This window comes from Nonomuraea rosea (assembly GCF_039539705.1).
Classification (GTDB): Bacteria; Actinomycetota; Actinomycetes; order Streptosporangiales; family Streptosporangiaceae; genus Nonomuraea; species Nonomuraea rosea.
Genome location: NZ_BAABDQ010000002.1, coordinates 191,204 through 216,298 on the forward strand (window position 1 = coordinate 191,204; position 25,095 = coordinate 216,298).

Here is a 25,095-nt window from a genome sequence, read left to right on the forward strand (position 1 = left end):
AAGTTCGTGGGCTCGCATGCCAAGCCGCGCACTACCGACGCCCGATAGCTAGCCCAGCAAAGGAACCAGTCGGCCGGCACGGCCATGTCCAGGCTTCGATGCGGCCGGACTGGAGTGCCTCGGGTTGAGCGGAGGCGGAAGGTTAACCCCGGGGTCGGCGTGGTCGCTGGCTCGTGCTCTGGTCCGTCTCGCACGAACGGGCAGCTCTCCCAAAGAAGCTTTTCGTGATCAGCCCCCTCCGCTGAAGAAGCCGCGCGATCAGGTATCTGTCAGCCGTCGCCGTTTATCGTGCCGCAGTTGCCCACCCAGTGCTCTTAGCCTGTTCAGCTTTCGGTCCGCCGGATCGCCTGCGGCCACTTCGAGCAGGTATGACCTGAACAGCGCTTCTGTGTCGCGCGTCATGCAAAGCTGATCGAGCTTTTCCTTAAGGGGAAGTGCCGCGGAATGAGTACTGGCGTCGTCCGCAGAAGCGGCCGTTCCCTTCTCCGCCTCGTTCAGCAATTTCCCGACTGCCTGGTGTGACATACCCAGCAGGTAGCCGATGTCCCGGTGAACGTAACCCCTTCGCGCCAGATCAGCCACTGTTGCTTGCGTCGCTTCGGCAGCCTTCTGTTTGACCAGGGTCGCCGCGAGACGGGTTGTCAGCGTGGCCTCCAGTTCTGCAGCGACTTCGTCGTCGGTCACGGTCAACTCGAAGTCGGCGTCAATCTCGGAGACACCCACATCCAGCATGGCAGCCACCAGGTCGCGCGCCATTTCCTCGGATTGCTCCAAGCGCTTCACCTGGGTGTGGTAACTGCGCTTGAGGCGGGGTCCGGAGACAGTCAAAGCCCACCAGGCATCACTCCTGCTGGCGGTGATGGTGTAAGTGTCGCGCTTGCTCACTGCTCCTCCTGCTCCTTCGCAACCTCGGCAAGGGATGCTCTCCCAGTTCTCCGGGATTCCTTTCGCTGTGCGCTCGTTGACTTCCGAGTGGAGAGACGCCGGCATCGCTTCCGAGCCGACATGCCACTTGGTGTGGTTGCCGCCTTCGCTTGAACGAACGGACACGTCGTATTCCTTGGCGAGCCTGCGCATCCGCCGCTCAAGATCCCGCTTCCTCATCACCAGTGTAGGCTACCGAGGTTGCATAGAAACAGGCAACTAAGGTTGCAGATTCATGCGGCGCCCGCCCGGAACGCGCTTGTGCTCTGGGCGCAATTTAGGAAATCGCCACTACCAAATTACGTCCGGCCCACTATCGTAAATATGGGCTGGATCGTTACAGGTTTTGCGGGCCCATTGTAGTGATCTTTCTCATATTGTTGAATGATCATGGCGAAAGGTAAAGCTTGTTTGTTGTTTCGCACCACAACAGATTGAGGGTGTCAGTGAACAAGTTAGTCAACGCGGCGGGGCGGCCGAGGCCGCCCCGCCGCCTCGCCTTGGCGACGGCGCTTACAGTGACAGCATCGCTACTGGTGGCAGGTGTCCCAGACGCAGCGCAGGCCGTTGCAGGGCCGACCGTGCCTGCCACACCTTCCGTCACCAAACTCCCGCGTCCTGACGATCCTGACGCATCGCTTAGAGCGGCTATCGAGGAAGCGAAGAAGCAGAATAAGCCGGTAGCAGTGGAGGAGGCGTTCACCGAATCATCTCGTACCTGGGCTTATCCCGACGGGCGTTTGACGTTACAGTCATATGCGGGCCCGTCGCAGCTTAAACAGGGCGATGGTTCGTGGGCGTGGATAGATACTTCTCTGGTGGAGAAGGACGGCGTCCTAAAGCCCAAGCTGGCCAAGGCCGACGTGCAGTTCTCTCTTGGCGGGAACGCTCCGTTCGCGTCGCTGGAGCGTGACAAGGGTCAGCGGTTCGCCTTGTCGTGGCTGAAGGATCTGCCGCGGCCCAAGGTCGAGGGAAATGTCGCCACCTATGCGGATGCGGCCGGTCCCGGCGCGGATCTCGTGCTTACCGCGCTGCCCGACGGCTTCCGGCATGATGTCATCCTGCGGGAACGTCCGTCCGCGCCGGTGGAGATCCGCATCCCGATCGAGACGGACAAGCTCACCTTCGGCAAGTCGAGGGACGGCATGCTGAAGCTGTCCGACGGTTCCGGAGCCGTGGTCGCGCAGGCCCCCGCTCCCGTCATGAGCGAGGCTGCCGCCGCTGCCACAACCGGGACGGGGCAGGCTGCGCGGGCGCAGTCTTCCGCCGAGATCACTACCCAGGTCGAGAAGGACGGCAAAGGCAAGAGCACGCTGGTGCTCACTCCCGACCCCAAGTGGCTGGCTGATCCGGCCAGGCGCTATCCCGTCGTGGTGGACCCGACCACCACGTTGACGCTGCAGTCGAACTTCTACCTGTATTACAACTGCGGCAGCAGCTCCATCATGACCGGCGACGCGCTGTGGGCGGGTAGCTCGCAGTCCAGTTGCGCCACGACGCAGCCGGTCAGCCATCTACGCACCTACCTCGACTTCGACACCACGGCGATCGTCGGGCGCGCGGTCGGCTCGGCTCAGCTGGAGTTGTACGCCTCTCGGGCGTTCAACGGCTGCTCTTACACCGGAGCGCTGAAGGTCTCCCGGCTCATCTCCGGCTGGGGCACGGGCGCTGAAGCCAATCCGCCGCGCGACTGGGCCAACAAGCCGAAGGTCGCCGAGGCCGGCTCTCAGCTGCAGGTGTGTCCCGCCTACAACCAGGTCCCGCGCGCGGTGACGTGGGAGATCAAGGACATCGCCAACGCCTGGGCGGCCGGTGCCACTGATCACGGCCTGCAGCTCCGCGGCGAAAACGAGATCCAGAACACCGGGGCCGGCACCCCGGGCTGGATCGAGTTCGACTCCTCCTACAAGACCGGGGGACGCCCGCCCAAGCTGACCGTCAGCTACATGCTGCCGCCGGAGATCCCCACCGTGACGGCCGAGTCCATCGATTCCCTCGACGGCACCGACGCGATCGCCCGCGCGCAGAACGTGAAGGTCGGCTTCAGCTCAAGCGTGCCCGAGGCCACCAACCTCAACTACACCGTCACCGTCAACGAATCCACGATGATCCCGCCGCCCACGGCGCCGACGGGACATGTCGCGCATTGGAAGTTCGACGAGGACACCGGCGCGGCCAGCGCAGCCGATGCCAGCGGCAACGGCCACACCGCCACCTACTCCGGCAGCCGCCGTAAGAGCGTCACCGGCAAGGCCGGCTCGGCCATCGACTTGAACGACATGACCGGCAGCAACGGCTGCTGCGTCCCCGACTCCTACGCCGCCACCAGCAGAGCGGTACTCAGCCAGAACTCCAGCTTCTCCCTCAGCACCTGGGTCAAGCTGAAGAACAGCGACATCACCCAGTACGTCGCCAGCCAGGACGGCGACCCGTTCGGACTGGCCCTGTACTACCTGAGCACCTCACAGAAGTGGCGGCTGCAGGTCAGCGGCGCTGGCGGCTCGACCGGCTACGGGATCTGGGTTGACACCACTCAGCCCGTCAGAACCGATGCCTGGTCGCACATCGTCGCCCTGTATGACGCCTCGGCCGCCAAGATCCGGCTCTACGTCGACGGCGTCCTGTCAGCTGAGGCCGACTACCAGCCATCCGGCACCGTCACCAGCGGACCCTTCCGCATCGGTGCCAGGAAGGGTGACACCGGCCAGCAGTACCTGCAGGGCGCCATCGACGACATGCGCCTCTACCAGCGCGCCCTGACTGCCAAGGAGGTCAAGGACCTCTACGGTGAGGTGTCCGCCACCAGCTACAATGCCAAACCGTCCGGCCAGGTCATCGAGCAGACCTTCGAGCTGCATAACCCGGCCAGCCTCAAGTTCGTGGTCAAGGCATGTCGCACGAGCGTCACCCCGCCCTCCTGCAATGAGGGCCCGGCCTACAGGATCACCTCCGACGCCCCGATGCTGCCATCCGATGCCGAGACCGGCATGGCCGACCCCACGCAGCCGATCCTGTCCGGCATGGTCAATCGCCCTTCCGGCGGTCAGATGAGTGCCAAGTACTACCTGTACGACAGCAGTGGCACCCCCGTCGGCGCGGCCCCGCTCGGCATCCGCACCGTCAACGGTGGCGAACGAGCCTCCTTCCAAGTGCCGGCCAGCACCGTCCAACCCGGCACCACCTACACCTGGCAGATGAGAGCCTGCGTCGGCGAGGTCAGCTCGGCACCAGACCCCGACCCGGACCCCGGCCCGACCCCGGACCCCGATTTGAAGGCTCGCTGGTCCTTCGACGAGGGAACGGGCACGATTGCGGCAGATTCCTCGAGCAATGATCACACTGTCACGCTCAACGGCGCGACGTGGGCAACCGGCAAAGACCAGTCCGGGGTGCAGCTCAACGGGACCTCCACCAGCTATGGCGTCACGAACGGGCCGGTGATCCATACCAACGGCAGCTACACCGTCTCGGGCTGGGCTCGCATCGACAACACCACAGCCGACCACACCCTCGCCAGCCAGGACGGAGCAGTCAACAGCGCCTTCAAGCTCGGCTACGCCCCGGGCGACAAGAAATGGCGCATGATCACTTACCAGTCCGACACTACCAACGCGACCCCTGTCAGAGCCCTGTCCACCCAGGACGCGGTCGCCAATCAGTGGACCCACCTGGTCGGCGTCTACGACGCCGCCGCCGGCAGACTCCGGCTGTACGTCAATGGGATTCTCAACGCCGACGTTGCCTTCACCAGTACCTGGGACGCCACCAGCAACGTCCAGATCGGCCGCAGCAAGGCCAACGGGGCACTCAACTACTACCTCAAGGGCAGCTTCGACGAAGTCCGCTTCTACCAAAGAGCCCTCACCACTGAGGAGATCACCGCCCTCCACACCAACCCTGCCATTGAGGCCACGGCGTCGGCTCCGGCTGCCGTACACGAAGTCGTCAACGGACCAGAGGTGTGCACGGCCAAGACAGCAGCAGTCTCTTTCACCACCCCCGGCACACCCCCGCCACCCCCAGTCGAGGACATCCGGAATCTGACACTGGGCAAGGACAGCTTCGTCATCAAGACAGCTAAGACGGACCCCGTCGCATGCAACGGCGCACCGTGCACCGTGGAGGACGTCACCGTCATGCGGGTCGGCGGCATCGGCGCCGACAGAACAGCAGCAGTGATCGGGTTTAAGCTCGACGAACTGCCAGATGGGGTGGCCATCTCCGAAGGCATTTTCAAGCTCGGCACCGCCGCCTGCGCGGGAGTCGCCTGCCCGACGGATACTGTCGTCACAGCAACGCCGTTGAAGACACCAGTCACCAGCGAGAGCAAAGGGTCGGATCTGCCGAACGATGCCAGCGGCGGCGACTTCTCGCTGCCGATCGGCGATGCTAAGGCGGACATCGCTGACGATGCTTTCCGGTGGCTGCTGCTCACCTCCAACAAGGACGAGGTCATCACCTTTGGCGAGGCGGCAGCGGTTGAGCAGCCGTCGCTGGTGCTCACTTACCTGCCTGCGAAGCCACCGAGCAAGGTTCTCAATCTCGCTGCGCAGGCAGGCGATGCCAGTGCAATGGCCAGTTGGGGCCTGCCCCTGGACAACGGCAGCATGGCGATGCTGGACGGCTACGACGTCGAGGTGGCCAACAGCACTGGCTCCGTGGTGAAGACCCTGGCGGTCAAGGACCCGTATGCGGCGATCACCGGGCTGACAAACGGCGAAGCCCACACAGTAAAGGTACGCGCCAAGACCGCATTCGGGCAGAGCGACTGGGAGACGACGACGGTCACCCCGAAGGCCGTGCCGCCACCGCCGGTCAAAGACGCGACCAACCCGTGTATCCCGTTCCTGGATGGCGAGCAGCCGCCGACAAGGGCTGCGGCCCAGGAGTCCGGGGCGCAAGAGTATGTCGACCGGGTCAAGGGCTACTACCAGGCGCAGGACGCCGTCCTCGAAGGCCGATCGGCCACGATCTGGGACGCGGCTGGTGTCACTCCCTCCGGGCCCAACACGGCGAAACTCTCACTCCTCAACGCCGCCCTGGTTCATGATCAGCGGGCTCTGGAGGACAGAGGCATTACTCGAAGTGGCTCCGCGGTAGAGGTGCGCAACGGCGTGGTGCAAGCCATGCCCAATGGCACTGTTCGGGTCTTCGCCGAGGTGAAGCGCACCTGGACCGACACAAGCGATTCCGCACCTGGCACGGCCGTGGCTGAGGCACGATTGACAGCCGGTACAGCGGGCCAAGCCGAAGGCATCGAATCCACCATTTCCATCTCCGTCTTCGACCGCTGCGGAAATCACACCTTCATTGACGCCCCGCTGCCGAACTACCAAGACGGGACCGACGGGTATGATCCGTGCTCCGGTTTCGCGCACCCCGATGGCCAGGTCGAGGAGGTCTGCGGGGTATCGAGTGGCACTACGGGAGGTAGTGCGGGACCGGGTCAGTGCGCGACGTATCACTGGAGTCTGTACTGCGAGAAGACCGACTACCTCGGGAAGAAGGGGTGGCATGTCCGCAGCTCCATCGAGTCCGAGTGGCTTCATCACGAAGGGTACGGCAACCTGAATCTCATGCAGCGGTGGGATATAGACACCTTCAGGAATCACATGTTTCTATATCCGACAAACGCGAAGTGGGGATGGGGGACCGAGTTCGGCAAGGCCGTAGCTAAAGCGCTTAAAAGCAAGCAGTATGGCACCGGGATGGGCATCAAGGCGTTCACTACCTTCCGCCACAATCTCCAGGTGGCCGAGGCCAAAGCAGGTGTTACGGTTGATCCATTGTCCTGGAATGGTTCCGGCACGACGACAGGGACAATCGTCGGCGAGTTGGCGGTCAAGTACGACCAGGATCAGAAGATCGGCGAGCACACCGCGGTAAATGACGATCCGTTTTACCCGATGGCGGTCGATGAGTCCTACAGGCATGTCGTATCGGAATGCAAGGCGCCCTATTTGGGTAACTGCGAAATCGATCGGTTCGGCCACTATCTGGAAAGCGGTCTCAAGCTCTTCTTCACATTCAAGGGCCAAGGGTACTCGGTCAAAGTTCGCCACACCGTCCGTTGCGACGTGGAAAGATACGGGATCGAGAACGACTGGGGAGCGTACGTCAAGGGAATCACCATCCCCTTGAAGTGCGTTCGGGGATCCACTCTCGAAAACCAGAAATTCCCGATGAACTAACCTGTCCTGTCCGGTGACGCGATAGCTGGAGGGGCGAATTATCGGAATCCGATAATTCGCCCCCTCTCAATGAAAGGATCGTGATGGCGCTTGGCCACGACGAGTCGCTCGCAAGAGGGGAGTCATGAATGAAGGGTTTAACGCGCTCGCGCCTACGTCTTCTTGCGGCTTCGTTTATGGGCCTTTTTGCTATTGCAATAGGCATCCTCTGGGTGCAGTGGAATGCCCGCGCTGGTCTCTGGGGAAATTATCTCCGCACTGAGCGTGCTCGTGTGGTGCTCGCGAATGCCTATGCTGTTGGGAATCCCGACTACAGCATAAACTTCAAATATTTGGATGACGATGACATTCAAATAACACCGTTCGGCGGATCCATTGAAGTTCATGTTGAACCGCGCCCACCGGATCCCCTCTTCGAGAGACCGGAGCGGCTGCATTCGCAAAATCTGCACCTCAGCCCAGATGGGAGTATCAATGTTCCGCAGCTACCTAGATGGAGCATGACAGAAGCCCTCTCCATCTTTTCGGATGAGGGAGAGGCGACGCGGCCCAGTAAAGAGAACGTGGACGAACTGCTCGGTCGCCTGGGTAGGGGAGTTAGCGCCGTGGCGGTGGTGAAACTGAAGGCCCCCCTGGAGGAGGAGGATATCTATCGTATGCAGTCTGGTTCTGAAGATATCGATATGGTATTGCTCTCCCCGGGAGATCATTCCAGAAAACCCATCTCATGGAGCAAGGATTTCTGTGCACAGAGAGGCTTCGAGGCCTGTAGCGGATCTCCTGTGCAGGTATTCCAACGATGGGTTTCGCTGCTCGACACAAGCGATATAACCGCGCTTGCAGCATTCGGCCTGGATTTGGGCGAGCTGCAAAAATGTGCGGCCGCGGGACTTGTTTATGGATTTATCACAAGTGGCGATCCTGTGCCGATGAGAAGACTACTCAGTAATGCCAGCATTGAGTCACTTCAGGTCGTGGACGTAAGGCTGCGTTGACCGGTATCACTCTAAGAGTGGCTCTGCCAAGATTCGCACCCGCACATCACCGCTGGAACACGCCGCGCATTGGTCAGCCTGGAGGCGCCGCCATCAAGCACGTGCGCGCTGGTACCACCGCCGAACTCGCCTTGTGGCGTTGAACAGGTGCTTGATCTCGGCGACCGTCGGCGGGATCAGGCCGGGGTTCTCGGGCGGCTGCTCATCGGGATGGCTGGGTGGCATGGCCTGGGTGTCGGTACGGTTCCGTGCTGCCGCCGCGCTGGTCACGCAGACCGCCAGGGCGGCCATGACCAGCACGATGTGCCGCAGGAGGGCCTCATAGAGGCGGACCTGGGATTCGTCCAGGCCGAACAGGCTCTTGCCGGCCTCGAAACTCTCCTCCACCGGCCATCTCAGCCCTGCGGCGGGATCAGGCGGGGCAGCGTGACCGGCCGACCGTCGGGGACGAAGCAGTAGTGGAAGGCCAGCTCGCCGGTGGTGCGGTGCTTGCGGATGAGCAGGTAGTGGGCGGGGCTGGCGGTGGCCGTCCAGGAAGGCGCGCAGCTTGGTGCAGGCGCCGTAGACCTCGTCGTCGGCCACGAAGTCCAGGCGCACGTTGTCGGCATAGGACTCGCTCAGCAGGTCGATTACCAGTTCGCCCTTGGTGGCGAAGGTGAGATCCAGCGGCAGGCTGGTGATGAGGGCGGTGACGGGGTCGCTGATCTGCTCAGCGGGATCCATTGCCGGCCGCCGATCAGCGCGTGCCCACGCTGGCGCGGACGTAGGCCAGGTAGACGGTGTTGATGCCGTTGTCGATGCCGCCGGGCGCAGCCCATGTGCGGGTGCCACCGGAATACGGCGGAAACGGGCCGCGGACTGAGGTAACCACTGGTCAGTGGCCTGCGAGTGCGGCGTAGGCGGTAGATCTGCCGCAACCGCGGTGGCCTCGACCAGGCCCTCGCCGCTGTGCGCGGGACGGCAGCGTCCTCACGGTGACCAAGTTCGACCGGATCGCCCGCAACATGGTCGAGGCCAACGAGATCCTGACCGACCTGTCCGGACGCGGCGTCCTGTTCGGCCTGGGCGCCAACGTCTACGACTGGAACGACCGGTTCGGGCGGCTGTTCCTGCAGCCCCTCGCCATGGTCGCCGAGTTCGAGGCCAACCTCGGGCACATGCGCACCTGCGGGGGCATGGCCCTGGACAAGAAGAACGGCAAGCTACGTACGTAGGTGTAGGTCCGGCCGTTCTCGGCGGCCTTGGCGCGGTCGGCCTGGGCGAACAGGGCGGTGCAGCGGGGCCGTCGGCAGCGCAGGCCTTCGCCGACGTCGGCGGCGTCCCAGAGCAGCCCACCGACGTCCAGGGGCATGAGGGGTGGGGTCGCACGCCGCGGCTTCCCAGCAGCCGGTCGTCCCGTGCCGGCCGGTTCTCCTCTCGTGGGTCCACGATTACGTGGGCGTACTTGTCCCTGGCGACGTCGGGCTGCTTGAACCAAGACGAAACCGTGTCTGACAGAACCCGACCGCAGCCCGGGAGTCTGGCAGCTATCGGGGCGGGGAAAGCGCCGTGTTGAAGGCCTTTGCGAGCGTGCCTTCAAGCCCCGGGCGATTGGGTGACCGGAACCACGACCCGTGAGATCGACAAGTCGATCGTCCGGTGTGACGGCAGCATCCTCGTTGAGGTAGCCGGGTCGTCGCCGGTTCCCAGATTCCGCTCCCAGCGCGGATGCGACCCGCCCGCAACGACCAGCCGAATCCGGTTGTTTCGCGCGAACCGGTGCGCGACGGCGTCGAGCTCCATACGAATTAGGCCCTGGGGCGCCGAAGGGTCGAGTCGGACGAACCCGTCGCTGACGTTGCGCGAGCGGCCTTGGGCATCCACTTCCGACACGCGAACGAACAGGTCGGCGAAGGGGTTGTCGGAAGTGTGGCCCAGTTCTACAACTGGGCTGCCGACGACCTCGAGCTCCGTGGTCAACGGATCTGAGGTGAATGTCAGCACATCGGAACGCGAGGCGAGCGCGCTGTCATCGGTGTAGCCCGCGGTCACTCCCGGGGAAACTTGTGTGACGAACGCGCCACCGTACGTGGGGGTCGGCTGGGCTGGGTCGTAGGTGAACTCGCTCACTTCTCCGGCGTCGGCCGGTTGAGCGGTCAGGAGGTGGCCGGAGCGGGGATACAGGATCTGCTCGACCGTCGCCGGCGGCCAGGACGGAAGGTCGCGCCACCCCTCGCCGGGGCCGCTGATGAACACCTTGACCGGCGTGGCGCGGCGCCGGTCGCTTGATCCGGCCAGATGCTCGTCGAACCAGGCGAGGGCTTCGGGGAGCAGGACGCGGGCACCCTCGGCGCCCCCCTGAGCATGCGTCCACGGACCCATGGTGAGTCCGGCATCGACGCCCCGATCGGTCAGCCGCGCGTACTCCGCCAGCGTCTGGCGAAGAAAGCCGTCCTGCCAGCCGCCCTGCAGCAACACGGGAACGTGCACCCGATCCAGCGCTTCAGTCAGGTCGGCGCGTTTCCACCATGGGTCTCCCAGATCCCGCCGGCTGACCCACTCGCGATACCAAGGCGCCTTCCCGTCCATCAGCTTTTCGGCGGTGTCGGCCAGCGGAAGAGCTGCCAGGGCCTTCTTGATACGGCCCCGGGCAGACAGAACCGCAATCATGCGAGGCAGGATGGGCTCCTCCTGCTTGGTGGTGACGAACGACCATTCGAACATCGTGCTGAGCGAGAACGCCCCGCCGGTGTAGACGAGTGCGCCGAAGTTGTGTGGCGCGCACGCGATGACCGCGGTTACCAGCTCTGGAGGCGGATCCATCAGCAAAGTCCACGCGGCGAAGCCGACAGATGAAAAGCCGTGCGTGGCGAAGCGCCCGTCGAACCACGGCTGCTCGCGCATCCAAGCGACGATGTCGGCCGCATCGTCGACTTCCCGCATGTGCGGTTCGAAGGTTCCCCCCGATCCGAACGTGCCCCGCCACCGGACCAGCACGACCCGATAGCCATGGCAGGCGAACACTGCGCCCGTCATCGCCGTGCCCATCACGTTGTAGCCGTAGGGGGAGCTGACGAGAATCGTTCCCGACACCGGTCTCTTCGGCTCCAAGAGATCCGCCAACAGCTCGACGCCGTCTCTCATCGGGATCCGCACGTTGTGCGTCACGCTGTAGTCGCTTGTCGAAGCGGGCAGCCGAGCGTACTTCGTCCACAGCAGGTCGGCGAGCCGTTGCCCGAGCGTCCGATCTTTGGCTCGTTGGTTCATCTCTCTCCTCTGCACCACAACACGTGCCTGGCCATGCGGCTCTCCCATCGCCCGCATCGGCCCGCGGACGCTCGACCCGGGTCCCGTCTGCCGCCGAGCGGTATCCCTCGTCCGCCGTCTGGCACACAGTAACACCAACTTTCAATAACTACTGAAAGTTCGTGTTACTACGGTACCCTTGCGACGAGACGACTGAAGGGAGCGCCGTGCGCGAAGACGAGATGGACGAACTCGCCAAATTCGTCGAGCGCTTCGCCTCCACCCTCACCGAGGCCGGCTTCCCGCGCCTCGCCGCCCGCGTCTTCGCGACACTCCTGGCCAGCGAGAGCGGGCGAATGACCGCGGCTGAACTCGCGGAATGGCTGCACGCCAGCGCCGGTGGGGTCTCGGGCGCCGTCCGCTACCTGGTCCAGCTCCGCCTCATCCGCACGGAACGGGACCCGGGAACGCGCCGCCACGCCTACGTCGTGGACGGCTCGTGGTACGAGTCCACGCTCCTCGCGAACCCGTTCCTCGAAAGAGGCGAGGCCGACCTGCGAGACGCCATCGCCATCCTGGGTGACTCACCAGCGGCCGACCGGCTGAACGAGACGCTCGAGCTCATCCAGTTCCTCAAGGACGAGACCCGCGCGATGATGCGCCGCTGGCATGAGCGCAAGGCGGCACTGCGAACACGGTGAACCGCCGAGACGGGCGTCACCTACCCAGTGGGCTTCAACGAGGTTGAGGAACCGACAGTCAGCCGCTATCGATGAAAACGATCTTGCGAGGAGGCCAAAGGGCAGAAGCGGGATGCGGGTGGGATGCTGCTGGTCAGCGTCCCGCGAGTGCCGCGTAGGCGGTGGAGCGGCCAATCTTGAGGGTACGGGCAGCCTCAGTGATCGAGACACCGTCGTCGACCAGACGGCGTAGTGTGGCCAGCTCGGCGGGGCCGATGACGTGCGGCCGGCCGGTCTTCTTCTTGCCCGGCAACATGGCACCAGTGGCCTCACGGCGCTTGGCGGCGGCGATCCCCTCGGCCTGGCGCTCGGCGCGCAGCTCCAGCTCGTATTCCGCGGCTGCGGCCAGGACCGCGAACATGAACCGGCCCTCCTTGGTGCCCAGATCAAAGTTCTCCGTCAGCGACGCCACCGTGATGCCTCGGTCGCGCAGCTCGTTGACCGTGGTCAGCACGTGCCCCGCTGAGCGGCCCCACCGGTCGGACTTCCAGAACTTCAGCGTGTCGCCCGCCTGAGGCAGCACCAGGAGCGCCTCCCACGCCGGTCGCGCGACCCCGCGCTTGCCCGACTCCTTCTCCATGACCAATTCGTCGTAGCCGCTGGCTGCCAGGGCGTCGAGCTGGAGCTGCGGGTTCTGGTCACGCGTCGAGACTCGTGCGTACGCCCAGACGGTCATCAGCCACCCTCCCGGCGGTGTCCAGAAACGTAAACCTTTCCGGACACCTTAGCGACCAGGCACGATGCCGTCCAGAAACGTCTGTCCAAAAAGTCGATCCAACATGATCGGGTATTTCGTCACGGGGCGAACAGGACGCGGGACTCAAGATCGAGGCGAGTAGTGGGAGCGGCCGGCGGGCTGAGGTTGAGTATCCAGTTGCCGAACCGGCGGATGACGTGGGTGATGTAGGGCGAGATGGTGGCCAGGTCATCCGGATCGACGGGACGGCCTTCGGCGGCGATGGCGTTGGCGGCGTCGGTGATGTCGCAGGCGGTCGAATGAATGACACAGTTGGCCAGCAGCTCGTTGAACTTGATGATCTTTTCGTGGTAGTCGGGGTCGTTGTGGCCGATGAGCTTGCCGCCGAACATGAGCCAGTCGGCGAAGCCGTGGAAGGCCTCGTTGCGGTTGGTGACCTGGGTGATCTGCTCGCGCAGGTCTGGATCCGACAGGTAGCGCAGCAGCGTGATGGTGCGCACCGCGCGGCCGAGTTCGCGAAAGGCTCGGTAGAGGCGGTTTTTCCGGGAGTGATTGCCGAGCCTGCGCAGCAGGGTGACCGAGGAGATCCGGTTCTGGCGGATGGAGATCGCGGTGCGCAGCAGGTCGGTCCAGTGAGTCTCGATCAGCCGCCAGTCGATCGCCTCGTCGCCGAACAACGAGTCGATGTGCTCGTAGCGGGTCTCGGCGTCGGGCCGGTAGAAGATCAGGTCGTGCCAGTTGCGGATGCGGGGCAGCAGGTCGAACCCCAGGAGGGCGGCCAGGCCGAAGACCGGCAGCGACTGGCCTTGGGTATCTGCGTGGATGGTGTCCGGCTGGATCTCCGAGGCGTTCTTTAGCAGGCCCTCGATGATGTAGACCGCCTCCCACACCCCACAGGGAATGAAGTGGCTGAACAAGGCGACGTAGGTGTTCGAGATGTGCCTGTACGCCAGGCCGCCGTAGCCTCCGTATCGGATGTGGGACTCGGCGAGCAGGTTGTTCTCCCACGTCTCGACTTGGGAGCCGTCCGCGGCCACGGTCTTGCCGTCACCCCACACCGAGGCAATGTCGAGCTGATTGAAGGCGTTGATTACCGTGGTGGAGGCTTTGGCGATCTTCTCGCTGGTGGCGTGCTTGTTCGCGGCCAGGGCTAGCTCGGCGGCGCTGACCTTGCCGCGCATGTGCGCGGCAACCTGGGCCGGGCCGAGCAGGGTGCCGTAGGTGAACACCATGAGCACATACCGGCCGAGCGCTTCCTTGATCTTCGGGTCGGAGCCGGACGCAGGCCCGAAGTGATGGTGCCATCCCAGCTGGTAGGCGGTGCGGGTGAGGATGTCCAGCAGGTCGCGCTGCGGCAGCCGATCGTGTACCGCCTCCTCCAGCTTGAGCGCTTCCGCGCTCCGCTCGGCGCCTTTGCGGCGGCGCAAGACGGGCCGGCCACCCTCCAGGACGAGGTCGGTGTTGCCCGGGTAGCCGGCGTCCACGCTCGCCGCGGTGTCGGCCAAAAGCTTCTTGTAGTGGCCGGTCAGCTCGCGGGCCTCGGCCGGCAGCCCGGCCTCGGTGCAGAACTTTTCGACCAGGGGCGCGCACTCCTCCCAGGACATGAGCTGGTCGTGCAGGTTGGCGTAGGAGTCCGACCCGGCCACCGCGATATCGCCTGATCGCAGCTCGGCGGCGAGGTAGGAGAACACGCACACCTCCAGATGGCGGCGTACCAGCATGCCCGGCCGGGCCGGATCCTTCAGAATCTTCCGCCACATCCCCGAAGCGAACGCGTCGATGGCCACCGACAGCGTCACGGTCACCGAGGCACCATCGGGGCCTTGCCGCTCCACGGTGAGGCGTTCGGGGACGAACGCGGAACGGGCGCCGCGCTGGGCCATCACGTACTCCACCGCGTCCAGAACACTGCGCTCGGCGTTGGTCGACTCCAGGTCTATCGAATCCACCAGCGTGAACAACGCCGACCGGTGCGAGCGGTAATGCTGGTCCAGCAGAGGCAGGTAGTTCTTGCCATGATGAGCTGAGACCGCTTCATGCGCGGCTGCGAGCGCCTCCAGACCTCCGGCCTGGTCGAGGGCCTTGAGCACCAGCCGGCCCGCCCGCTCGGTCACCGCCTCCTGGCCATCGCCGCTGTCCAGTGTGCCCGCCGCGGCGTCGGCGCCACCCTCACCGTTCTGCCGGTCCGTGGAGGTCATGGCCTCGCGGACGCCGTCCAGGACCTCGCCGAACACGCCCAAGAGCCGTTCGGACTCGGCGCGATGCATCTCCCGCAGCGTCTCCAGCTGGTCGCGGCCCTTCTTGTGGATGGCGGCCATCCGCTTGCAGAACATCGTCACCACGTCGTCACGGACCCCGGTCCGGACCGTGTGCAGGAGGCTGACGATCAGGGTGAGCCGCTTGTCCTCATCCAGTACCTTGCGCAGGTCGGCGACGTCGGTCACCCGTGCTTCGCCCGCGAAATGTGCGATCTTCCCCGGCGGGATTGCCTCCAGCCACTTCTCCGTCGACCCGAGCGCGTCCAGGTTCTGCAAGAACGCCAAGCGTGCCTTGAACTTGCCCAGCGACGCGGCCTGCGCCACGTCCTTCAAGGCGTCGTACTCGCTGCGCCGGGTGACCGGATCGACCACCAGCAGCCGGGCCAGCCTGGCGCGCGCGGCCGCATCCACCCGACCCGCCACCAGCGTGAAGAAGCCGCGATTGACCTCGGTACGGATCTTCTTGGTCAGCTCATCCAGCGTCGTGTAACCGGGCAGCTCACACTGTGCCCGGACCAGCTCCTCCAACGCCACATTGATCAAATCGGCCGGGTTGTCCTTCGCCTGCACCGCCTTGCGGATCGCCTCGGCCGCCACCGCCCGTACCCCGGCCGCGTCGTACACCACACCCATGCGCTGGCGTACGAAACTCCGATGCCGCTTGGCCGAGCGCTCCGCGGCAGCGGTCAGCACAACCCGCTCTGCCAATCCGATCACGCCGCGGATATGCTCGGCCACCACCGTAGGAACGTCTGTGAGCTTCGGGAAGTATCCCAGCCGCTGGTATGCCTTCAACCACACCAGCAGCGCCAGCAGATGCTGATCGTCCTGCGTCTTGCCGCGCGCCCACCCCACCTCAGCCAGCGACGGGGTGAACACCTCCGCCAACTCCCGAACAGACACCGCCCGCGCGAACCTCGGGTAGGCCGTCCGATCGATCGACGCCACCCGAACCCCCGGAAACCGTCACCAATCAGCGCGAACCCTCAGATCTTAACGACCGGTGATCAAGCCAGCGGCCCGTTTCCGCCGTATTCAGGTGGCACCCGATGTGCTGACGTTTGACGCCCACGGTGGCCGTGCCCTTCTTCTCCTGGCCGGACTCATCCAGCACGCCCACGGTCAGGCTGCCTGGCCGGGCGGCGGCATCGAGGCGGGTGACGGCGAAGCGGCGCACGGTGCTCATCGCGCCCGCGGTGTCCCATCGGGCGCGGTTGAGCAGGTGCTGGGTGGCGTCCGGGCGGCGGTCGCCGATCCATTCGGCGATCGTCCAGCCGTTGCGCCGGGGCAGTTCGGACATGACGGCTCGGACGTACTTGGCGGCCTGAAGCCGCGGCTCGATCCGTGGGAACATCCGGGCCAGCGCGGTCATGAGGTCATCGAAGTTCCGTTGCACACGCTGGGCCTCTACGATGAGGGCAGCAGCCGCTTTGGATCTTGTTCTCGTCACACAGACATGATCACGAGCGGCTGCTCTCGTTGTACGGGAAACCCGTCAGCAGACCACATCGACCCGGCACCGTGTCATCGCAGCTCGCACAGCAAATGGCGGCTGGGGGTTCACCCAAGGCCAGGTAGTGAAGGTTTCTGGGCTGCTGGCAGGAGCGCCAGGGGGATCGGCCCGGCGGTGTAGATGCCTGGCCCGATTTTACAGATGAGCTGGCCAAGGGCCCAGCGTGACAGCTGCCGATACATGGTGTTCAGAGTGACATCGCCGAGGTGACGGGCGATGTCACAGGCCCTCCAAGAGCGGTTGGGGTCTTGGTGGTGGAGGGCCAGGACCTGTTGTTGTCTGCGGCGGTCGGCCGCGGCGATGGGCCCTTCGTCGCGGGAGGCGGCAGGTAGTGGGGTGGGAGTGTCAGGAGGGTGATGTCGAGGTCGGTGATGGCGCGGCTGCGGTCGGGTCTGCCGTCGTCGAGTCGTTCGTGGTAGCGGGAGATGGGCGACTTCACTTTGCGGGTGCTGACGCGCGGGCGGCGGGGTGGCAGCAGCCCGGCCAGGACACGGCGTCCGATGGACCCGACCAGGCCGGTGGCGGTGCCGGGGTTGTCGCCAGGGCGAATCACCAGGTTGCGGGCGGCGTGCAGGGCGATGGAGAAGCCGCAGCGGTCGGGGTCGGTGCCGGGCTGGGACTCGGCGGCGTCGACCATCACGGTGCGCAGAAGTTGATAGAGCGTCAGCACCGACCACATTTCCTGCTGCAGGCCGGCGGGGTCGCCGGAGTGCAGGATCCGCCCCTGCATGATCGTGTGGCGGAGCGCGTAGTAGGCCGATTCGTGTTCCCACCGCTGATGGTAGAGGTCCACCAGGGCGGCGGCCGGATAGCGGCGGGCATTGGTCAACGTGGTGGCCAGGCGATACGTGCCGGCGAAGGTGGTGCCGTCGGTGCAGGTCACTGTCACGCGGGCCTCGATGATGCGGATCTGCAGGCTACCGATCATCGAGACATAGGAGCAGTCGGTGAGGGTGGCCAGAATGGGGGTGCGCCGGTTGCTACGCAGCCGGCCGAGCACCTGGGCGCCGGTGGCGCTGACTTGGGCGAGGAAGGCGTTGCCGTCGAAGCTTTTGTCCCGTAACACGAGCATGTCGGGCGTCAGCAGGTGCAGCAGGCGCCGGGCATAGCCGCTCTCGCCTTCGCTGGTGGGGCCGAAGACCGCGCCGATCAGGGCTCGGGTTCCGGTCTCGACGAGTGTCATCAGTTCCAGCTGGGGGTAGCCGCCGTGGCTGGGGCTGCCCAGCCAGGCCCGGTTACGCACGGTGTCGGGAGCCTTAAGGGAGCTGCAGCCGTCGAGGGAGACTGTGCGGTAAGCCCCGAACCGGTGCTCCGGGCGTGGTGGGCTGCGCCAGCGGTCCGCTCAGCACCTCGAACAGGCGCCGCATCGGCGCGCCACCGACTCTGCGGCGCAGGTCACGCAGGGCTTTGGCGGTGGGCGTCACGACCGGCAGGGCGGTCAGCGAGGCCGTCAGCTTCTGCCAAACCCAGCAGGTAGCCGACCTCGGGGAACAGACACATCGCCAGCAGGAAGTAGACCCCGACCCGCGAGGGCAGAGCGCGCAGGCGACGCTGCACCCCGCGGGTCTCCTCCAGGACCGCATCGACGAGCTCGGACGACACGAGCGCGGTCAGCTCACCCAAATGTCCGGGCGCGAACATTCGCCCGGCCGCCCAGCGGGGCGAAGAGTCCGCGCCGGTGGCGCGGGAAACAGCAGAGCTGGCATGCTTGACGGTCAACGGAGATCCAGTTCTTCCACGGCTGGTTGTGGAAGATCACCGTTCTACTGGATCTCCGCTCCCACGTCCTGAGAACTGGCGCGCTTGACGGCGCTACAGAAACGTTAACTACCTGGCCTTGGGCCAGCTCCACCTTGTCGGGAACCATCTGGGCTACCGCGTCGTAGTTGTAATTGCATTGCTTGCGGGGTGACGTCTTGTCCCCAGTCAGCGCCCGCTCGATGATGCGTTCGACGATCTTGTGCGTGGTGTCGCGCATCCGAAGATTTCAAGGCCCGGCAGCCCCCCGAGCGGTGATCCGTGGCTGGCTTGACACCGTCACGATCACCGTTCAGGGCACACCCCGCTCCACGACATACGGACAAACACACGAGGGCGTGGGGACTTAAACTGGCCACCAACGGCGACCTCAACTCGGCCACTTGGTGATCAGCGGACACCTGGCGAAGTAAGGCCTGCTTCCGCCTGGTTCGTGGCCGTTTTACCAGTCGCCTCGGTAGAGCTGGCCGCGTACCGCGCCGCCGGGGAATGCGACGGTGTGCAGGTTCACGTACCAGTTCTTCGGGTTGTTCCAGATGCGGCCGGCCACCGCGGCGGAGGTGGTCGTGCTCCCTGCGACGCCGTTGACGCCGGCGGGGAGGCCCTTCTCGGCGGCGAAGAAGGGCACGACGACGGGCCCGTTCTTCCCCTTCGGGGCGCGGTGGATGTGTGCGCCGACCGGTGCCCCGATCCGGTTCCAGGCGGTGGCGAACCAGACGCGGGTGCCCTCAGGCTGCACCAGCCACCCGGCGCGGCCGTTGTGGTCGCCGACCTTCGTGCCGGGCGCCGGGATTTCCTGGTGCCCGTCGGCTCGGGTGGTGAGGGTCTTGCCGAACCCGTGCGCCAGGATCGACTCCAGGTCCACCGGGCGGACCCGGTGCAGCTGAGCTCGTACGGCGCCGCCGCCGAAGCCGGCGTTGTGCAGGTTGGCGTACCAGTTGCCGGGGTTGTTGACGATACGCCCTAACAGGTTGAGGTCCTTGACCTCGACCGTGCCCTTGACGGCGTGCAGCGTGGCGGGCAGCGCCTCGCCGAAGAACGGGACCCTGACGTCGCCGTTCTCGCCCGCCTGGCCCCGATGGATGTGGAACCCGCTGGGCGCGTCCACGTTCTGCCAGCGGACGGCGTAGTCGACCCGGTGGCCGTGGATGCGGAACACGGCGAGCGCGCTGCCGTCGGGATCACCTACCTTCATGCCCTGGGCGGGCACTTCGTTCGCGCCCTTGAGGGATGCGGCCAGGTAGATGGGGGTGGTGGCGTGCGCGGAGAGCGGAACGAGCGAGGTGGCGATCAGCGCGGCGGCCGCGGACAGGCCGGGGGCGATGAGGGTGCGGAGGTTCATGGACTCCCTTTCGGTTCTCTCGGCGTGGTACGGCTGTTGCCGCTGTGAGGTTCAACTGGGAGGTTCAACCGCCGGAAGAACCGGGGGTGCCGGCGCCCGGCCGGGACCGGACGCCGGCACCCGTCACGTCACGTCGATGAGGTCACGGTCCGGCCGAGATGCCGGGTGAAGAACCGGGCCGCGCTGTCGGCCTCGAACCTGGGCAGCTCCATGTGCTTGCCCGTGTTGGCGTGCAGCGTCTTCTCCTTCGAGGCGAAGGCGTCGAACAACGCGAGACCTGACTCGCGCGGGACGTGCTCGTCGTCCCACTGCATCGTGAACTCGACCGGCACGGTGATCTGCCGCGCCGCCTCGATCAGTGACTCGGACCAGAAGACGCCGAGGACCGCGGCGGCGATCCTGGGCTCGGCCGCCGTCAACGGCACCCCGATCGCGCAGGCCATGTTCACGCCGAAATAGCCGACCGGTCCGTCGGCGCCGATCTCCGGCAGCTCCTGGAGGGCGTCCAGTGTCGCCCGCCACTCCGGCACGGCACGTTCGGCCAGATCGGCGTTGTACCGGGTGATGATCGGGCCGACCGGCTCGCCCGCCGCCATGGCCTGCCGTAGCGCGGCGATCTCCCGCTCGTCGGTCGGCGTACGCGGCCGGCCGCCGTGCCCGGGGGCGTCGATGGCGGCGACGTTGAAGCCGCAGGTGGTCACGAAGAGGCGGGCACGGCCCGCCATTCCCGGCGCCCTTTTGTCCTGGCCGCCGCCGTGGCCCATCAGGACCAGGGGTGCGCGATCGGCGCCGGACTCGGGTGACCAGAGGACGCCGGTCACCTCGCCGACGGTGAAGTCGCGTTCGAGGACGCCGTTCGCCGAGGTCTCAGCCGTGAAGTGCACAGAATGCATAGGTGTTGCCTTTCGGGATCGCCTGGTTGTCGAGGCGCTCCCGGCGACACCTACGTCAATCGCCGACCGTGCGGAGGAGAGGGAGCACCCATCTCGATACAGCGTTCATGGGTCTCACCTCCTGATGCGATGTCACGGTCTCCCGCACGCTATCAACTGCAGCTCAGCCCGCCCAACTCCTTTTCTTGAATGCGTTGATTGTCTGGTTCATGACGAGGTCATGCCGGGCCGGTGATCGCGTCTCTGGTTGGCTCGCGCCCCGCCCAGCAGGCTGGTCTCAGGCCGATCAGGAGGAGAGATCATGGTGGAGTTGCTCCAGCGTCACGAACGTCAGGGACGGCAGGCGCGTCAGGAACGGCGGCCGGCTTGGCACGGTCCGCTCACCGCGTGCGCCGCGGCGATGGGCGTGCTCGCCGCGGTCAGCGCGATCGGGCTGGTGGTCGACGAGCGGACGGTGATGGGCGAGGGAGTGTGGCTCAAGCCGTTCAAGTTCGCCGCCTCCTTCGGGCTGTACGCCATCACGCTGGCCTGGATGATCGGCAACGTGCGGCGGTGGCGGCGGACGCTGTGGTGGCTGGGGACCGTCACCGTCGCCGGCTTCGTCCTCCCCGAGATCTCCGCCATCACCTTCCAGGCGGTACGAGGTGTGCGCAGCCACTTCAACTTCGCCACCGCGCTGGACGAGACGGTGTTCATGGTCATGGGCGGAGCCGCCTATCTGGGCTGGCTGCTGACGCTCGTGCTGGGGGTGTTCCTGGTGCTGCAGCGCCGGGTGGACCGGGCGATGGCGTGGGCGATCCCGCTGGGTATCGTCGTCTCGCTTGCGGGCATGTCGGTCGGCTACCTGATGACCGCGCCGACGCCTGAGCAGGCGCAGGCGCTGGCCGGCGGGATGGAGCTGGCCACGATCGGCGCGCACACCGTCGGCGCCTCCGACGGCGGCGGCGGGATGCCCGTGACCGGATGGTCCACCGGCGCGGGCGATCTGCGGGTCGCGCATTTCGTCGGCCTGCACGCCCTGCAGGTGCTGCCGCTGATCGCGGCCGTGCTGCGGCGGTTCGTGGCCGTCGCCAGGACCAGGACCTTGCTGGTGATCGTCGCCGCGTTCGGCTACGCGGGAGTCACCGGGCTGCTGCTCTGGCAGGCCCAGCGCGGGCAGGCCGTCGTCCACCCCGACGGCACGACCCTGCTGGCCGCCGGCGGGCTCGTCGCCGCGGTGTCACTGGCCGCGGCGATCGTGGTGGCGGTCAGCGGCAGGCGGTGATCGTCGTGGCGGTCAGTGGCAGGCGGGGACGCGGGTCCGCTTCGCGTCGCCGGACTCACCTTCGTAATGATCTTGCGCCGGGAACGTGGTGGTCACCGGCAACGCCATCCCGGGTAACGGCGCCGCCGACCGGACCGGCCTGCGGTGCGAGCGGAAGAGCGGCACGTCGCTGACCGTCGTCTCCACCGGGGACTTCGTCAAGAACGTGCCCAAACTCCTGGTCAAGGTGCCGAACGACGCCACCGTCACGGTGAGCGTGGGCCTCTGACGCCCCGGCTGTTCCCGGCTGCCGTGTTCTGGAAGCCTGCCAGACCGGCGGCCGGGGCAGTGGGCACGTCAGCCTGGCGTGAGCGGGTGCATCCCGGAGGCGTCGGCGATGGGCGCGGGGAGCTCGGGGGCGGCGAAGACGGCGGCCAGGGCGATGTCGGTGCTGGTGTGCAGCCGGATGTGCCGGCCCGCGTCGGTGACCTCGATGACGCGAGCGGGAGGGCCTTTGAGCGCGGTCAGGTGGATGGCGCCGCCGTGCTGGAGCGCGAAGGTGTGGGCGTCCAGCAGCACGCGCAGGCCGCTGCTGTCGAGGAAGGTCACCCCGGCCATGTCGAACACCAGCTGGTCCGCGTCCGTCTGGCGGACCTCGCCGATGTAGGCGTCCAGCTCTGGAGCGCTGGCCAGGTCGATCTCCCCGACCAGGATGATCACGGTCGCGCCGGTGTGGTGCTGGTGGCGCATTCGTAGCGACGACATCGAACCTCCGACGAAGCAGCCTGTGCAAGGAGGCGGCCTCGCCGCGGGATCCGGATGAGGACGCCTCAAATAGAGCAAACCACACCGCACCGACGTCAGTAGGAACATTCTGCCCTCAAGAGGCCGATCCGGGTCATCCAGGCCGGCAGGTCCAAGACGGGTCGCGGCCGATGATGCCGAGCAGGCGGTCGAACGGCGGGGCATCCGCCGGCACGGGCACCGGTGGTCCGAAGGCGCCGCGCTGCCGGCCCATCTCCACCATCTGGCCGGTGAAGTGCAGCGCCCGCGAGACGGCCTCGGGGTCCGGCTCGTACTCCTGGCCGGTGGCCCTGGCCAGGTCCCAGCCGTGCACCACCATGTCGACGAGGTACATGTGGGCCAGCGCGGGCATCGGCAGGCCCATGGCGGGGCTGGTGCCCTCCCAGGCCTCGGGCCTTGACCAGGCGGCAAGCATGCGCTCCGCCCGCTCCGGGAAGTCGCCCGCGTAAGCTCCCTGCTCGGTCCTCGGCCCCTTGCGGGCCAGCGACTCGAACATCTCCGCCACCCACTCAAGGTGGTTGAGCAGGTCCTTGACGTCGAACTTCGCGCAGGGCGTCGGGAGCCCGAGCTGCTCCTGCCGGACCGCGCGCACCAATCCGGCGGTCCGTTCGGTGGCATGCGTCATCAGCGGCATCATGTCTTCCATGACAGCCATCGTGTCCCGCCGTCCGGAGGCGCGGCTTGTAGAAACGCGACAGCGCGGCTGGGTGGATCCGTACGCGGGGCTTGAGGCCTTTGATTACGCCCGGCACGCGCCATCGCCTGAAATTTCGGCGTATGTGGGCCACTTCTGGGTCGTCACGTGGACCGACCTCCCCGAGCCGTACGTCCAGCGCATCGTCTCCCACCCCACCGTGAACATGACGATCACCCACGACTTCCACCGGATCGCGGGAGTGATCAAGGGCGGGTTCTCGTACACGATGCGGGGCGGCGGACGCGTGCTCGGCACGCGGTTCCGCCCCGGCGGCTTCCGGCCGTTCCTCGGCGGCCCGGTGTCCACGCTGACCGGGTGCTTCGCGGAGATCGGCGAGATGTACGGCGCAGCGGGCGCGACCCTGGTGGAGCAGGTTCTGGCCGAGCCCGACGCCGGGGCCGCCGTCGGGCTCATCGAGGCGTTCCTGCTGGAGCTGGGGCCTGAACGGGACCCGCTGGCGGAAGAGGCCGCGGCGCTGGTGGCGATGGCGGAGGACGACGTGTCGGTGACCAGGGTCGACGAGCTGGCCGCCAGATCGGGGCGGTCGGTGCGCTCGCTCCAGCGGCTGTTCCGGGACTATGTCGGCATCGGCCCCAAGTGGGTGATCCGCCGCTTCCGGCTGCACGAGGCCGCGGAGCGGGTCTACGACGGTCTCGACCTCGCCACGCTCGCCGCCGAGCTCGGCTACACCGACCAGGCCCACCTGACCCGCGACTTCACCGCCGCGGTCGGCATGCCACCCGGCGCCTACGCCCGGCTCAGCAGCGCCGCCCAGACCTGAGCGCAGGCGGCGGCCCGTGCGGCCCCGGCAGCGCCGCCCAGACCTGAGCGCAGGGCTCCGGGCATGCCGGTGGCGACCGCCTCCAGGACGGCCGCCACCGGGGTCTCAGGGGTCAGGCGCTAGGGCAGGTGTTCCGGTACTCCTCGATCGCGGAGCCGCTGGGCGGCGGGCAGAGGAACTGCTCGTAGCGGGTGTCGTCATCGACGAACCGCTTGAGCCAGGCCACCATCGACTTGGCCATCGTGGTGTTGGTGGTCTGCGGGAAGAAGTGGCTGGCGCCGTTGAGCTCCAGGTACGCCTTCTCCGCCGACGACGGGATGCTGGTGTAGAACGGCTCGGAGTGCGAGGACACCGGGGCGACGGTGTCGCTCTCTCCACCGATGATCATGGTGGGGACACGGATGCCCGACCAGCTCTTGGTGAGGTTCCAGGGCGCGAGTGGTACGGCCGCCTGCAGCGAGGGACGATCGTTCGCCGCTTCGAGGGTGCCGCCGCCGCCCATCGAGTGCCCGGCCACCGACAGCCTGGAGGCGTCGATCCGGCTGCGTACGGCGGTCGCGCTGTCCTCCACGAGGTAGTCGAGCGCCGCGAGGAGCTGGCGGCCCCGGCTGGCGGGCTGATCGTAGACGGAGTTCGTCTCGATGCCGATCACGACGAAGCCGTGCGAGGCGATCCTCGGGCCGAGCCACGAGAGGCTGGACCATCTGGCGGTGTAGCCGGGGGAGATGGCGATCGCGCCGAAGGTGCCCTGGCTGGTGTCGGTCGGGTAGTAGATCACTCCGCCGCCGAAGCCGCTGACGCTCAGCGAGGAGACGGTCTGCTGCGTGGTGGCGAACGGGCCGCGGCTGGCTTCGAGTGCGGCGTTGGTGGGTGCGGGGCCGCGCTCGTACGGGCCGGCCGCCTGGGCGGGGGAAGCGATGGCGAGGGCGCCGCCGATTAAGGTGAGGGTGAGGGCGAGCTTTGGGGCGAGCTTGGTCAACGTTCGCGCGCCGCGCTGGGGGGTGGAGAGCTGCACGTCGTCATACTCCCTGCTC

General features: G+C 66.2%; 20 protein-coding genes and 2 pseudogenes. 7 read left to right on the top strand and 15 right to left on the bottom strand.

The features are described from left to right. Nucleotides 1–258: 258 nt before the first annotated feature. The gene (locus tag ABEA43_RS04875) at nucleotides 259–1,104 is read right to left on the bottom strand and encodes a hypothetical protein (protein WP_345559096.1); all 846 of its coding nucleotides are present in this window, start codon (nucleotides 1,102–1,104) and stop codon (nucleotides 259–261) included. 638 nt (nucleotides 1,105–1,742) lie between these two features. Here ABEA43_RS04875 and ABEA43_RS04880 point away from each other — a divergent pair. Continuing rightward, nucleotides 1,743–7,115 carry a LamG-like jellyroll fold domain-containing protein gene (locus ABEA43_RS04880; protein WP_345559098.1) on the top strand — a complete coding sequence of 1,791 codons (5,373 nt, stop codon included), beginning with the start codon at nucleotides 1,743–1,745 and terminating at the stop codon, nucleotides 7,113–7,115. Between the two features lie 128 nt (nucleotides 7,116–7,243). Then, complete coding sequence (locus tag ABEA43_RS04885; RefSeq protein ID WP_345559100.1) at nucleotides 7,244–8,110, top strand: hypothetical protein; 867 nt, start codon at nucleotides 7,244–7,246, stop codon at nucleotides 8,108–8,110. A gap of 135 nt (nucleotides 8,111–8,245) precedes the next feature. Here ABEA43_RS04885 and ABEA43_RS04890 read toward each other — a convergent pair. Then, nucleotides 8,246–8,931 (bottom strand): annotated as a pseudogene (locus ABEA43_RS04890) (transposase family protein); the annotation flags it as partial. A 153-nt stretch (nucleotides 8,932–9,084) separates the two neighbouring features. Between ABEA43_RS04890 and ABEA43_RS04895 the strand changes: the two are divergent. Beyond that, nucleotides 9,085–9,324: a recombinase family protein gene (locus ABEA43_RS04895; protein ID WP_345559104.1), complete on the top strand. Its 240-nt coding sequence runs from the start codon at nucleotides 9,085–9,087 to the stop codon at nucleotides 9,322–9,324. A 361-nt stretch (nucleotides 9,325–9,685) separates the two neighbouring features. Here the strand turns inward: ABEA43_RS04895 and ABEA43_RS04900 are convergent, their stop codons facing one another. Beyond that, nucleotides 9,686–11,356, bottom strand: a complete 1,671-nt coding sequence (locus tag ABEA43_RS04900) for a CocE/NonD family hydrolase (RefSeq protein WP_345559106.1) — start codon at nucleotides 11,354–11,356, stop codon at nucleotides 9,686–9,688. A 206-nt stretch (nucleotides 11,357–11,562) separates the two neighbouring features. Here ABEA43_RS04900 and ABEA43_RS04905 point away from each other — a divergent pair, with 206 nt between their 5' ends. Continuing rightward, on the top strand, nucleotides 11,563–12,036 hold the full coding sequence (locus ABEA43_RS04905; protein WP_345559108.1) for a GbsR/MarR family transcriptional regulator: 474 nt from the start codon (nucleotides 11,563–11,565) through the stop codon (nucleotides 12,034–12,036). 133 nt (nucleotides 12,037–12,169) lie between these two features. Here the strand turns inward: ABEA43_RS04905 and ABEA43_RS04910 are convergent, their stop codons facing one another. From ABEA43_RS04910 to ABEA43_RS04945, 9 genes and pseudogenes are all read right to left on the bottom strand, one after another. Continuing rightward, nucleotides 12,170–12,751: a recombinase family protein gene (locus ABEA43_RS04910; protein ID WP_345559110.1), complete on the bottom strand. Its 582-nt coding sequence runs from the start codon at nucleotides 12,749–12,751 to the stop codon at nucleotides 12,170–12,172. Nucleotides 12,752–12,870: 119 nt separating this feature from the next. Next, nucleotides 12,871–15,978 (bottom strand): Tn3 family transposase, encoded by a 3,108-nt coding sequence (locus tag ABEA43_RS04915; protein ID WP_345559112.1) that lies wholly within the window; start codon nucleotides 15,976–15,978, stop codon nucleotides 12,871–12,873. 94 nt (nucleotides 15,979–16,072) lie between these two features. After that, nucleotides 16,073–16,426: pseudogene (locus ABEA43_RS04920) on the bottom strand (transposase); the annotation flags it as partial. A 304-nt stretch (nucleotides 16,427–16,730) separates the two neighbouring features. Further along, nucleotides 16,731–17,786, bottom strand: a complete 1,056-nt coding sequence (locus tag ABEA43_RS04925) for a transposase (RefSeq protein WP_425570170.1) — start codon at nucleotides 17,784–17,786, stop codon at nucleotides 16,731–16,733. Nucleotides 17,787–17,799: 13 nt separating this feature from the next. Further along, nucleotides 17,800–17,967, bottom strand: coding sequence for a hypothetical protein (locus ABEA43_RS68110; protein ID WP_425570171.1), 168 nt, complete (start codon nucleotides 17,965–17,967; stop codon nucleotides 17,800–17,802). Continuing rightward, a complete protein-coding gene (locus tag ABEA43_RS04930; RefSeq protein WP_345559116.1) occupies nucleotides 17,939–18,166 on the bottom strand; it encodes a transposase domain-containing protein in 228 nt (75 codons plus the stop codon). The genes ABEA43_RS68110 and ABEA43_RS04930 overlap by 29 nt, the downstream gene beginning before the upstream one ends. Then, complete coding sequence (locus ABEA43_RS04935) at nucleotides 18,159–18,521, bottom strand: hypothetical protein (RefSeq protein WP_345559118.1); 363 nt, start codon at nucleotides 18,519–18,521, stop codon at nucleotides 18,159–18,161. The genes ABEA43_RS04930 and ABEA43_RS04935 overlap by 8 nt, the downstream gene beginning before the upstream one ends. 222 nt (nucleotides 18,522–18,743) lie before the next feature. Further along, nucleotides 18,744–19,643, bottom strand: coding sequence for a CHRD domain-containing protein (locus tag ABEA43_RS04940; protein ID WP_345559120.1), 900 nt, complete (start codon nucleotides 19,641–19,643; stop codon nucleotides 18,744–18,746). Between the two features lie 128 nt (nucleotides 19,644–19,771). After that, nucleotides 19,772–20,536, bottom strand: a complete 765-nt coding sequence (locus tag ABEA43_RS04945; RefSeq protein WP_345559122.1) for an alpha/beta hydrolase family protein — start codon at nucleotides 20,534–20,536, stop codon at nucleotides 19,772–19,774. 301 nt (nucleotides 20,537–20,837) lie between these two features. Between ABEA43_RS04945 and ABEA43_RS04950 the strand changes: the two genes are divergently transcribed. Both ABEA43_RS04950 and ABEA43_RS04955 read left to right on the top strand, forming a co-directional pair. Next, complete coding sequence (locus tag ABEA43_RS04950) at nucleotides 20,838–21,800, top strand: hypothetical protein (RefSeq protein ID WP_345559124.1); 963 nt, start codon at nucleotides 20,838–20,840, stop codon at nucleotides 21,798–21,800. A gap of 85 nt (nucleotides 21,801–21,885) precedes the next feature. After that, nucleotides 21,886–22,068, top strand: a complete 183-nt coding sequence (locus ABEA43_RS04955) for a hypothetical protein (protein WP_345559126.1) — start codon at nucleotides 21,886–21,888, stop codon at nucleotides 22,066–22,068. 68 nt (nucleotides 22,069–22,136) lie between these two features. On the opposite strand, the gene ABEA43_RS04960 is transcribed toward ABEA43_RS04955, so the two are convergent. Together ABEA43_RS04960 and ABEA43_RS04965 are read right to left on the bottom strand one after the other, a co-directional pair. Further along, nucleotides 22,137–22,544 carry an STAS domain-containing protein gene (locus tag ABEA43_RS04960; RefSeq protein ID WP_345559128.1) on the bottom strand — a complete coding sequence of 136 codons (408 nt, stop codon included), beginning with the start codon at nucleotides 22,542–22,544 and terminating at the stop codon, nucleotides 22,137–22,139. Nucleotides 22,545–22,677: 133 nt separating this feature from the next. Beyond that, complete coding sequence (locus ABEA43_RS04965) at nucleotides 22,678–23,229, bottom strand: TIGR03086 family metal-binding protein (protein ID WP_345559130.1); 552 nt, start codon at nucleotides 23,227–23,229, stop codon at nucleotides 22,678–22,680. On the opposite strand from ABEA43_RS04965, the gene ABEA43_RS04970 reads away from it, so the two are divergent. Further along, complete coding sequence (locus ABEA43_RS04970) at nucleotides 23,228–24,061, top strand: DUF6597 domain-containing transcriptional factor (protein WP_345559132.1); 834 nt, start codon at nucleotides 23,228–23,230, stop codon at nucleotides 24,059–24,061. The two genes, ABEA43_RS04965 and ABEA43_RS04970, sit on opposite strands and share 2 nt — an antisense overlap. A 112-nt stretch (nucleotides 24,062–24,173) precedes the next feature. Here ABEA43_RS04970 and ABEA43_RS04975 read toward each other — a convergent pair whose 3' ends face one another. Next, the gene (locus ABEA43_RS04975) at nucleotides 24,174–25,076 is read right to left on the bottom strand and encodes an alpha/beta hydrolase family protein (protein ID WP_425570174.1); all 903 of its coding nucleotides are present in this window, start codon (nucleotides 25,074–25,076) and stop codon (nucleotides 24,174–24,176) included. Between the last annotated feature and the right edge of the window lie 19 nt (nucleotides 25,077–25,095).